Origin of the sequence: Nonomuraea sp. 10N515B, from assembly GCF_052245915.1 — a bacterium.
Lineage (GTDB): Bacteria > Actinomycetota > Actinomycetes > Streptosporangiales > Streptosporangiaceae > Nonomuraea.
Genome location: NZ_JBQQBQ010000132.1, coordinates 1 through 10,133 on the forward strand (window position 1 = coordinate 1; position 10,133 = coordinate 10,133).

At 68.9% G+C, this 10,133-nt stretch carries 11 protein-coding genes; 6 read left to right on the forward strand and 5 right to left on the reverse strand.

The window, feature by feature from the left end:
• Positions 1–58 precede the first annotated feature (58 nt).
• Together ACTWQA_RS57755 and ACTWQA_RS57760 are read right to left on the reverse strand one after the other, a co-directional pair.
• Positions 59–712, reverse strand: coding sequence for a CHAP domain-containing protein (locus tag ACTWQA_RS57755; RefSeq protein WP_443167280.1), 654 nt, complete (start codon positions 710–712; stop codon positions 59–61).
• A 456-nt stretch (positions 713–1,168) separates the two neighbouring features.
• Positions 1,169–1,846 (reverse strand): DUF6745 domain-containing protein, encoded by a 678-nt coding sequence (locus ACTWQA_RS57760; protein WP_443167281.1) that lies wholly within the window; start codon positions 1,844–1,846, stop codon positions 1,169–1,171.
• A 459-nt stretch (positions 1,847–2,305) separates the two neighbouring features.
• Here ACTWQA_RS57760 and ACTWQA_RS57765 point away from each other — a divergent pair, with 459 nt between their 5' ends.
• From ACTWQA_RS57765 to ACTWQA_RS57775, 3 genes are all read left to right on the forward strand, one after another.
• Positions 2,306–2,584 carry a hypothetical protein gene (locus ACTWQA_RS57765; RefSeq protein ID WP_443167282.1) on the forward strand — a complete coding sequence of 93 codons (279 nt, stop codon included), beginning with the start codon at positions 2,306–2,308 and terminating at the stop codon, positions 2,582–2,584.
• Positions 2,581–2,979, forward strand: coding sequence for a type II toxin-antitoxin system VapC family toxin (locus ACTWQA_RS57770; RefSeq protein ID WP_443167283.1), 399 nt, complete (start codon positions 2,581–2,583; stop codon positions 2,977–2,979). The genes ACTWQA_RS57765 and ACTWQA_RS57770 overlap by 4 nt, the downstream gene beginning before the upstream one ends.
• A 992-nt stretch (positions 2,980–3,971) precedes the next feature.
• Complete coding sequence (locus ACTWQA_RS57775; protein WP_443167284.1) at positions 3,972–4,157, forward strand: hypothetical protein; 186 nt, start codon at positions 3,972–3,974, stop codon at positions 4,155–4,157.
• A 33-nt stretch (positions 4,158–4,190) separates the two neighbouring features.
• Here ACTWQA_RS57775 and ACTWQA_RS57780 read toward each other — a convergent pair whose 3' ends face one another.
• Positions 4,191–4,727: a CGNR zinc finger domain-containing protein gene (locus ACTWQA_RS57780; protein ID WP_443167285.1), complete on the reverse strand. Its 537-nt coding sequence runs from the start codon at positions 4,725–4,727 to the stop codon at positions 4,191–4,193.
• A 28-nt stretch (positions 4,728–4,755) separates the two neighbouring features.
• Here ACTWQA_RS57780 and ACTWQA_RS57785 point away from each other — a divergent pair, with 28 nt between their 5' ends.
• A complete protein-coding gene (locus ACTWQA_RS57785) occupies positions 4,756–5,634 on the forward strand; it encodes an arginase family protein (RefSeq protein ID WP_443167286.1) in 879 nt (292 codons plus the stop codon).
• On the opposite strand, the gene ACTWQA_RS57790 is transcribed toward ACTWQA_RS57785, so the two are convergent.
• Positions 5,631–7,172 (reverse strand): DUF4434 domain-containing protein, encoded by a 1,542-nt coding sequence (locus ACTWQA_RS57790; RefSeq protein WP_443167287.1) that lies wholly within the window; start codon positions 7,170–7,172, stop codon positions 5,631–5,633. The two genes, ACTWQA_RS57785 and ACTWQA_RS57790, sit on opposite strands and share 4 nt — an antisense overlap.
• A gap of 99 nt (positions 7,173–7,271) precedes the next feature.
• Between ACTWQA_RS57790 and ACTWQA_RS57795 the strand changes: the two genes are divergently transcribed.
• Positions 7,272–8,051 carry an SDR family NAD(P)-dependent oxidoreductase gene (locus ACTWQA_RS57795; protein WP_443167288.1) on the forward strand — a complete coding sequence of 260 codons (780 nt, stop codon included), beginning with the start codon at positions 7,272–7,274 and terminating at the stop codon, positions 8,049–8,051.
• A gap of 9 nt (positions 8,052–8,060) precedes the next feature.
• On the opposite strand, the gene ACTWQA_RS57800 is transcribed toward ACTWQA_RS57795, so the two are convergent.
• The gene (locus ACTWQA_RS57800; RefSeq protein WP_443167289.1) at positions 8,061–9,203 is read right to left on the reverse strand and encodes an FAD-dependent oxidoreductase; all 1,143 of its coding nucleotides are present in this window, start codon (positions 9,201–9,203) and stop codon (positions 8,061–8,063) included.
• A 261-nt stretch (positions 9,204–9,464) separates the two neighbouring features.
• Here ACTWQA_RS57800 and ACTWQA_RS57805 point away from each other — a divergent pair.
• A partial coding sequence (locus tag ACTWQA_RS57805; protein WP_443167290.1) for an ABC transporter ATP-binding protein occupies positions 9,465–10,133 on the forward strand: 669 nt, incomplete at its 3' end.

Here is a 10,133-nt window from a genome sequence, read left to right on the forward strand (position 1 = left end):
GCTGAAGGACGCACACGAGGCCCGGGTTGCAGCCCGGCGAGAACTACGCCAGGATCCCCTATAACCCCTCCCGCGACTGATGGGTATTTAAGACCCGATCTGGTGCATTTTCTCTGACACACCTCGAGTAGGAGTTGCTCTGGGTGCGGTCGTCGCTGTTGCCCTCGATCGTGTAGACGGTGCTCGCGTTCGCCGAGGTCACGATGCCGACGTGATCGATGTCGCCGCTCTGGTCCCAGTCGAAGACGATGGCGTCACCGGGCTGGGGTGAGTAGCCGCTGGCGAGGGTGTGCCACGTTCCGTGCTCGACGCCGTAGTCCTTGAACGACGACGCCCATCCCGTGAGGACGCCTCCGCTGCCCTCGGGCACATCGGCATACGGAACGCCGGCCCGCTGCCAGACGTACTTGGCGAAGTCGGCGCACCAGTCGCTGTTGCGCCACCGGACGCCGTCACTGCTCGGGCAGCCGTCGGCGGGCTTCCAACTGCGGAAGTACCCGGTGTAGTAGTTGCAGCCGCTGCCCATCGGGGATTCGTGATTGCGCGTGGAGTTGCCGAGCTGGTCCTGCGCCACGGAGACGATGGCCGGGCGGGACACCGCCGACGCCTGCGTCGCGGAGACCGCGACCACACTCAGGGCGACGACGGGCACCGCCAGCATCGAACGGAGGATGCGGGATAAGAACGCGGTGCGTTTCTTGGGAGGTTTCATGGTGCGAAGCCTGCGCCGGGCTTCTCCAAACTCGGTTCAAACCTGCTTGAACGTCTTTGCCCGCATCCTGCCCGTAGAGACCGCCGCCCTGGCGCGGACCACATCCATCACCCGCTCGGCACACATCACCCGCCCGGCGTCGACTGCGGCTTAGGCCCCGAGGACTACCGCATTGTCTGCAGTCCAGTCGTCCCGAGGGGCGGCTGCCGCATGGCCTGCAGCCCAGCCGCCCCCGAGCGAGGCTGCCGCTTGGCCTGCGGTTCAGCCTTCCCGGCGGAGGCCGCCACCTCCCATCCCACACCTGGACCGGCCCGGAGGGCCGTGGCTCCACCGGGGTGTCCGCCGACTTTGCGGCTTTCCACCTCGACGCCGCATTGGATGGCAGTTACAGAGATTTTCCATTGGCGTGTGCGACCCTGCCGTCCGGCCGAGTCGGCGCCGCGGAATTCTCCCCGGTCAGGTCTCGCGCTCGGGCCGGTAGTCCTCCTCCGTGATGCCGAACGTCCACGCGACCCCCTCGCGCGCCCGCTGCACCCACGGCGGCACCCGCAGGAAGTAGGTGCGGCTGGTGCCGTCGCCGGACTCGGCAAGATAGCGGTCGTAACCGAAGCGCTCCAGCATCACGCGGCGCAGCTCGGCGTTGTCCTCGTTGCGGATCCGCTCGGGCGTGAGATCGCCCATCGACGCCCCGAACTCGGCGGGGACGGGCATGCCGTGCCAGGCGTGCAGGGCGAAGCCATCGGAGTAGGACATGGCAGGCCCGTCCGCGCGATGCAGTCGTGCGAGCTCGTCGAGGTGCAGCTCGACAGGCCGCTCCGTGATGATCGCCATCCGCTCGTACGGCCACCACCAGCCCGCGCACTCGGCCACCCGCTTCAGCCCGTCCAGGCCGTCGAACGCCGACAACCACGGGGCGTCGTGCTGCCCGAGCACGGCGTCCAACGTGACCTGCCGCAGCGCCTCGCCACCGAGGTCGGCCAGCCCTCGGCGGATGGCGGTGACCAACTGGTCGACCTGCGGCCACAGCGGTTCGCCCGTCTGATCCCAGAGCGCCGCCCAACCGGTCGGCCCGAGCTCGGCGTAGAGCGCTGCCCTCGCGCGCTCCCACGGCTGCGTACGGACGACGTCCCGCACCGACCGCCCCGGCTCACCGACCGGCCGCAGTGCACCGAACTGCGCCTGAGCACGGTCGGCTCCGCCGGGCCCCGCACCGCCGGCACCGCCTCCTCAAGGGCCTGGCGCCGGGCGTCGTCGCCGGTCAGCCATGCCGCCGCCACAGCCCCGGCCGCGGGCGAGCTGAGCACGACAACGTGCTCAGGCTCCACCAGCCCGGCATCAGCAGTCCGTGCCCGTGCAGCTGAAGCTGGCCAAGAACGACCCGCTGAACGAATACATCAAGCACGTTTCTAGCGGGCTGTTCGCGGTCCACCTGGCGTTCGGGATGCGGGCGATTATTGGGGTCGTACGCTCTTTGACTAACGGAGCTCCTAGACACAGGAGCTGGACACGAGATATCGCACGGACGATGGCATGAGCCCAGATCGCGGTCCGGCGGCGAAGGACTTATAGCATTTCCAATGCTATAATGGGGTCATGGTCGACGACGCTGATTTCCCTCCCGGTGACGGCCCCAGCAGCGGGATCTCCGTCTCTCTCACCGCCGGCACGCTGCAGGCGATCCGTGAGCGGGTTGGCAAGCGTGGCGTGTCCGCATACCTGGAGAGGGCTGCCCAGCGCCAGCTCGAGCGGGACAACCTGAACGAGCTGATCGCAGACTTTGAAAAGGTCAACGGCCCGGCCGATCCGGACGCCGTGGCGGCCAAGCGTGCTCGACTCACCGGCGACGCGCCCGCAGCGGGGGCAGCTGCGTGATTGGTGCCCTAGTCCTGGACAGCGAGGGTTTGGCAAAAGCCGTGCAGAGGGACCGTGAGGTGCACGAGTGGCTGACGGCGTCCCGTGACGCGGACCTCCCTGTAGTCACCTCGGCTGCAGTGCTGGTCGAGGTGATTCACCCGAAGATCAATGATGCCGCGTTGGAGTGGACGCTGTCGCGCCTGCGAGTGGAGCCCGTCACACAGACCCTGGCTCAGTCCGCTGCTGCGCTGCTGCGATGTGCGGGGTTGCACGGTCACAAGTACGCCATCGATGCGATGCTCTGCGCGACCGCCCTACAGCATCCAGGCCGGGTGGCGATCCTGACCTCCGATGTCGAGGACATCGGCCTGCTCATCACCGAGCATCCGCGGGTAGTGGCGGAAAAGGTCTGATCCGAGGCATCGCTGAGGCGTCCACAGCCCTGGATCGCCGGCGCCACCTCTTCCGAAACGTCACACCGTCGGAGTCTTGTCGGTGCTCGAGCGACGCCCCGCCGATCTTGGCGACGCCTAGCCAATCAGGAAGCGCTTGTCGGACGGGGAATTTCTGGTCCGTCACCAGAGAAAGGGCCTTGCAGCTCAAGGGCAAGCTGCGGATCGCTCCAGATTTCCGCGGTAGATCGCCACGAGACCAGCGAGCGATCGAACGGCAGCCACTCCTCCGCGACAAGGTAGCCTCGCAGCTCTCGTACGCATCGATGGCGCTCGGCCCTGGGTAGCCAGACGAGCCAAGGAAGCTCCTCGGCAAAGACGTCCTCCACGAAAGGACTGTTGCACTGAGCCACCGTAGCCAGCTTTCGAGCGTCAAAGGGAGTCACGGCACCAAACTTGTCGCCGCACATCTGGGCCTGAACGGGATACGGCGTTAAATTGAAAGCCGTGTCGACGACGCCACCCCTGGCACAGCTAGACAGCCCGGTTCCACCATCCACCCACTGGCTGCGGGAGCGGGCTGGCACGGCCCCAGACGTCACGCATGACCAGGCGCCTCATCGAGATCGGCACCCACCGAGGTAGAGATGTCATTGGCAAATAATCGTCTCGGGCTCGCGCGTATGACCGTGATCCTAGTTTTAGGATCATGTGGTCTGCTTGGATGCCAGCCGCGCCCCGATCAACAGCTTTTCGTCAGCAACGAGACAGATGACGTGGTCGTCGTGACGTGGAGAGAAGACGGTCGACCGAGAGCGACAATCGCTCCGCACACAAGAGCGAATTTTGGTGGATATGGCAATTGGTGCGAAACTCCCGAGAAGAATGTGGTTTTTGACGCCAAAACCGCTAATGGCAAGGTCCGCTCTCTAAGTACGCCAATCTGCCCGGGAACGGTATGGAAAATCTTCCCGTGACGTCAAACGCAATGGCCTCCAGACTGCTGTATACGAATGATGCGTTCGCTGTTCACCCAGCTCGACCCCGGCTCGACGGCCCTGACCGGCCAGCTCGCCGCAACCGTGCCGGTCCTGGTGACGCTGCGTACCGGCGAGCCGTGCCCCGACGCGTTGCCCTGCTCCAGCAGGGACGCAGCCGTCATTCCAGGACGTGTCTGCGGTCGGCCAGGGCTCGCCTGATGCGCTCGACGTCAGTGATCATCCCGCGCCGACCTACCGGTGGCGGGCACGGGAGGCGGCGGCGTGGGCACGATTGGCGCAGCGGGTGGAGCAGAATTGGCGGCGGCCCGGGCGGCTGCGGTCGACGAAGGCGTCCTGGCACGGTCGGGCCGCGCACAGGCGCAGGCGTTCCCAGTCGCCTGACGCGGCGAGGTCGAGCAGGTCGGCGACGGAGCGGACGGCGAGGCGTTCGGCCAGTGGGGCGTCGGCAGGCGCGGTGAGACGGAGGCAGGGCAGGCCGTCCGCATCCTCCACGGCCGCCCGGACCGGCAGCTCAGCGGTCCACCGGGCCAGGGCTCGCGTCCGTTCGGGAGGGTCGCCCGCCAAGAGGACGGCGCGCAGCCGCTCCCGCACGGCCCGGACCGCGTCGAGATGCTCCGCGCCGATCCCGCTCTCCCCGCTCACGCCCAGCTCACGACAGAAGCGGCGCAGCTCGGGCACGTCCGGCAACCGTTCGGGATCGTCCAGGTATTCGTCCCACGTGTTAGCCAGATCGATCGCCACGATCCCCGTCTCCGCGAACTGGCGCATCCGCCCTCCCCTTGCTACCGTCACGAGTATGACCATAATAACCACTGACAGAGATCTGATCGTCCTCGACGCCCCCTCCAACCTCGGCCTGCGCCCGCCCGCCCCCGGCGCCGTCCCCGGCTGCTACAAGGCTCCCTGGGCACTGCGGAACGCCGGCCTGGTCCGGCGGCTCGGCGCGGCCGACGCGGGTGCGGTCGTGCCGCCCCGTTACGTGGCCACATGGAAACGCGGCGACGGCGTGCGTAACGGGCCTGCCATCGCCGCCTATGCGCGCACGCTCGCCAACCGGCTGGCCGAGCTCAACGGGTTTCCCGTACTGCTGGGCGGGGACTGCTCGATCGTCCTCGGCCCCGCCCTCGCGCTGCGCAGACGCGGACGCTACGGGCTGGCGTACGTGGACGCGCACGCCGACTTCCGGCACCTGGGCAACTCCCCGCACGTCGGCGCGGCGGCCGGGGAGGACCTCGCCCTGGTGACCGGCCGCGGTGACGACTACCTCACCGACATCGACGGCCTGCGGCCGTACGTCCGGGATGAGGATGTGATCGTGCTCGGGGTGCGGGACAAGGGGGATGTGCGGGACATCGCCGGCAGCGGAACCATCGCCTACCTCCCCGGCAGCGACATCGACCTCGGCAGGGCCAAGGAGGTGCTGGTCCGGGAGGAGCTCGACGGATTCTGGATTCATGTGGACGCCGACGTGCTCGATCCCTCCGTGTTGCCCGCCGTGGACTCCCCCACCCCGGGCGGACTCGACGCCGCTCAGCTCACCGACCTGCTGCGCGGCCTGGTCACCCTTCCGGGAGCCGCGGGACTGGAGGTGACCATCCTCGACCCGGACCTGGACGAGGACGGCAGCCAGGCCGCGTTGCTGGCGGACATTCTGGTAGCGGCCCTGGCGGCCTAGGGCATCACGTAGGGGGTCGTGCTGGTCTCGCCGGCCTCGTTCGTGGCGGTGACCGGCGTCGACGGGCTCGTCGGCAGGTATGGTGCCCAGGCGGACTCGAGCCGGCCCTGCCGGCCGTGCCACTCCTGCTCGATGACCTGCGAGCCGAAACGGAGCGTACCGCCGCGCAGGTTGAAGCCCTCCACGAGAACCCCTGGCCGCCCGTTCATCTCCTTCGGGGTCACGTTCACGATGATCGGCTGCCGCCACTCGCGCACGATGTCGTCGGCCAGCGAAGGCGTGTCGTAGCGGGCCTGGCAGGTGAAGAAGGGCTCCCAGCCATAGGAAATGATCTTCTGTACGCCGGTCCCGGTCGCCATGACCTGCCGGTCCAGCCGGGCTTTGGAAGGGCGTCCGCGCAGCGGCAGTGGTTCGACCCGCCCGCACTCGCCGGCCACTTGCGTGGGCTCGAAGCCCTCCACGTTCACCCACAGCTCCACCCCCGGCGGCACCCGTCGCGCCGCCGCCTCGATGTAGTCGCGCGTGGAGCCGTAGTACGCCTGCGCATAGGTCACCTCACCGACCACGGGCACCAGCCGCGCCTCGACCCGGGCGTCCCGCTCGTTGAGCGCGTACACCGGCACCTTCCCGGTGCCCCGCCCATCCTGTACGGCGATGGCCATCGGCAGGCCCGCCCGCGTGCCGGCGATGTCGGCCATCCCCGGCTCCACCTGGTCCGGCGGGAATCCGCGGCCGCGACGCGCGTCGATGTACGGGCTGACCAGGATCTTCGTGCCGGGCAGCGCGGAGGCGACGGCCGCGTGCTGGGCGGCGTACAGCGCGATGATCGGGTCCTTGGCGGACCGCGTCCGCATGGCCAGCTCGAACGACTGATAGACACCGGCGAAGGCCGCCCCGAACCGCGTCCGGTAGTCCGCGAGCACCCGCGTGGTGAAGGCGTTCAGCGCGCCCAGGTGGGCGAGGTCGGGCTCCCACGGCTTGCCCGCCTGCTGCGGCGCGGCAGGCAGCCCGGGAAAGACCTTCATCCCGTACGCCGCCGCCTCCGTCATCAGATTGCCCAGCCCGTCGCCGTCGGTGGCGATCAGCACCAGGTCATGGACGCGAGCGTCGCAGGACGTCGCCAGCGACACCCGGTAGAAGACGCGCCCGTCGCTCTCGATCCGCCGGTCGAGGCCGGGACAGCGCAGCAGGCCCGGCCCGAACTCCTCGCTGGTGACGTAGGTGTAGACGTGCCGCACCCCCGGCACGTCGGCGCACGGCCGCCCGTCCACGACGCAGCCGGGCTCCGCACCCACGCTGAACCGCGGCCCGAACGTGACGAGCGTGTCCCCGCCGATCGCGTGGATCGCCTCGACCATCCGCCGCGTCACGCACGCATCGGCCCGCGGAATGACCCAGTAACCGGTGACCGCGTACGGCGCCACCACCCGCGTGTCCCGCGGCGGGCACTCCCCCGGCGCTTCCTCCACCGAATCGGACGGCACGACGAGACCCACCACGAAGGCGACCGCCACGACCACCCACAGGATCCGGTGCACCCACGCCCCTTCCGCGCCGGCCTCCAGCCTACGCAGTCGGACCCCGCTGTGAGCCCGCGCACGCTGATCGCGGACAATGGCGGTCAGGGGGAACACATCGTGCGCATAGATCTCAGCGGCAAGACCGCACTCGTCACCGGATCGACTCAGGGAATAGGGGCGGCCATCGCCACCGGGCTGGCCGAGGCCGGGGCCCGCGTCGGCGTCAACGGCAGGAGCGAGGCCTCCGTGGCGATGGCCATCGAGCTCATGGACGGCGACCCGGTGGCGGCGCCCGGCGACGTGTCCACCGACGAGGGGTGCGAGCAGGTCCTGAGCGTGCTGCCGCAGGTCGATATCCTGGTCAACAACCTCGGCATCTTCGGCGCCAAGCCGGCTCTGGAGATCAGTGACGACGAGTGGCGGCGCTATTTCGAGGTGAACGTGCTGGCCGCGGTCCGGCTGACCCGCGCCTACCTGCCAGGCATGAAGGAGCGGGGCTGGGGGCGGATCCAGTACATCGCCAGCGACTCGGCCGTCGCCATCCCGGCCGAGATGATCCACTACGGCATGACGAAGACCGCGTTGCTGGCCGTGTCCAGGGGGTTCGCGAAGGAGGCCGCGGGGAGCGGGGTGACGGTCAACTCGGTGATCGCCGGGCCGACGCACACGGGCGGCGTGGAGGACTTCGTCTACCAGCTCGTCGGCAGGGACCTGCCGTGGGAGGAGGCGCAGCGGGCGTTCATGCGCGAGCACCGGCCCCAGTCGCTGCTCCAGCGGCTGATCGAGCCCGAGGAGATCGCGAACATGGTGGTCTATCTCAGCTCGCCGTTCGCCTCGGCCACCACGGGGGGCGCGGTGCGGGTGGACGGCGGGTACGTCGACGCCATCCTTCCTTAGCCGCCTTCCTTAACCGCGGCGGTCCAGTCCTGACAGCTGCCAGGCCAGACGGCGGCGCACCGCCGGGAGCCGGCCTACCAGGCCGAGCACCAGGTTCCGCAGCGGGCGGCGGGCCGCGCTCATGGTGGCCAGGGAGGTGAGGCGGCTCGCCAGAGCGACGACCTTCTCGGCGACCGGGCGCCGGGCGGCGGCGTAGGCGTCCAGCAGGTCAGGCGATCCGCCCCGCAACACCTTCGACAGCGCCTCGCCCGCCTTGACCGCGTCCTCGATGCCGAGGTTCATGCCCTGACCGCCGGCCGGCGAGTGCACGTGCGCCGCGTCCCCGACGAGCAGGATCCGTCCGCGCCGGTAGGTGTCGGCGATGCGGTGGTGCACGCGGAAGCGCGAGCCCCAGATCACCTCGTCCACCACGGCGGGCACGGCCTTCGGCCCGCGCGTGTCGAGCAGCCGCTGGACGAACGCCACGTCGGGGTGCTGAGGCGCCTCCCCCACGGTGGCCACGATCCGGTACGTCCCGCCGGGCAGCGGCGCGACGACCACGAGCCCGTCAGGCGAGAAGTACAGGATGACCTCCTCGCGCGGGACCCCGCCGTGGAGCCGCACGTCGGCCAGGGTGAACGACTCGTCGTACGTGCCGCCGCCGAAGCCGATCCCGGCCTGCTCGCGGACGCCGCTGTGCATGCCGTCGGCGCCCACCAGGTAGGACGCGCGGAAGGCGCGCCCGTCGCCGAGGGTCGCCGTGACGCCGGAGCCGTCCTGGGCAACGGTGGTCACCCGGGCCGGCCGCAGGACCTTGACGCCCAGCTCCGTGAGCCGGGCCAGCAGGTAGGCCTCCGTGTCGGCCTGAGAGATCATCAGCGTGTAGGGGTAAGGGGTCGGCAGCCCGTCGAAGGGCACCCCCACCAGCAACCGGTCGCGGTCGCGGACCGTGAAGCGCGGCGTGTGCACCCCTCGCCCGACCAGGGCGGGCGTGACACCGTACGGCTCCAGCAGCTCCAGCGTGCGCGAGTGCACGACGGCGGCCCTTGAGGTGTTCGCCCCCTCGGCCTGCGCGTCCACGATGACGACGTCGTGGCCCGACTGGGCCAGGACGATGGCGGCGGTGAGGCCCGCGGGGCCGGCTCCGACGACGAGCACATCGGTGGTTTCCATGTCTCCTCCTTCTGCCAACACCTGTTGACTTTAGATGAGGACGCCATGAGATGTCAACACACGTTGGCAAACACCCGTTGGCATACGCGGACGGCCCTATGCCCTGATGTCCTGATCTCCCCGCGCTCGGACGCCATGAGCAGGAAGGACGTCGTCACGGCGATAGGCCCGGCCATTCACTGTTATCTCGACGTCAAACCGTGATTTGCACAAAGTTTCAGATGATGTTAGATGGAAGTCAGGGAGAGAGGACCGGGGACCGTGACGCTGATTCTCGATGGCGTCTCCGTACGGCAACGCGGGGAGACCTGGCTCGACGACATTCATCTGGAATTACCCAACGGAATGACCACCCTCGTCGGTCCCATGACCGCGGGAAAGACGACATTGATGCGCGTCGCCGCCGGATTGCTGACCCCGGATTCCGGCCGGGTCATGGTGCACGGAAAAGAGGTCACCGGCATTGCCGTGCGGAAAAGGTCGGTCGCCTTCGTCTATCAGCAATTCATCAACTATCCGTCGCTGACGGTCTATGAGAACATCGCCTCCCCGCTCCGCCTGGACTCCACATTCCGCAAGGACGGGATCGACCGGCGGGTGCGCGAGGTGGCCGAGCTCATGGGCATCGCCGGCCTGCTCGGCCGCCGGCCCGCGGAGCTCTCGGGCGGGCAGCAGCAGCGCACCGCCATCGCCCGCGCGCTGGCCCGCCCCGTGGACGTGCTGCTCCTCGACGAGCCCCTCGCCAACCTGGACTTCAAACTCCGCGAGCAGTTGCGCGCCGACCTCAAGACCATGTTCGCCGACACCCCCGGCGTGGTCGTCTACTCCACGGCCGACCCCAACGAGGCGCTGACGTTCGCCGCGCGGACCGTGGTGCTGGGCGAGGGCAGGGTGCAGCACGTCGGGGACGTCGCGGACATGTACGCCCAC

Coding starts and splice junctions, on each gene's coding strand:
- ACTWQA_RS57755 (WP_443167280.1), bottom strand. CDS start 712: ATGAAACCTCCCAAGAAACGCACCGCGTTCTTATCCCGCATCCTCCGT.
- ACTWQA_RS57765 (WP_443167282.1), top strand. CDS start 2,306: ATGGTCGACGACGCTGATTTCCCTCCCGGTGACGGCCCCAGCAGCGGG.
- ACTWQA_RS57775 (WP_443167284.1), top strand. CDS start 3,972: ATGATGCGTTCGCTGTTCACCCAGCTCGACCCCGGCTCGACGGCCCTG.
- ACTWQA_RS57780 (WP_443167285.1), bottom strand. CDS start 4,727: ATGCGCCAGTTCGCGGAGACGGGGATCGTGGCGATCGATCTGGCTAAC.
- ACTWQA_RS57785 (WP_443167286.1), top strand. CDS start 4,756: ATGACCATAATAACCACTGACAGAGATCTGATCGTCCTCGACGCCCCC.
- ACTWQA_RS57800 (WP_443167289.1), bottom strand. CDS start 9,203: ATGGAAACCACCGATGTGCTCGTCGTCGGAGCCGGCCCCGCGGGCCTC.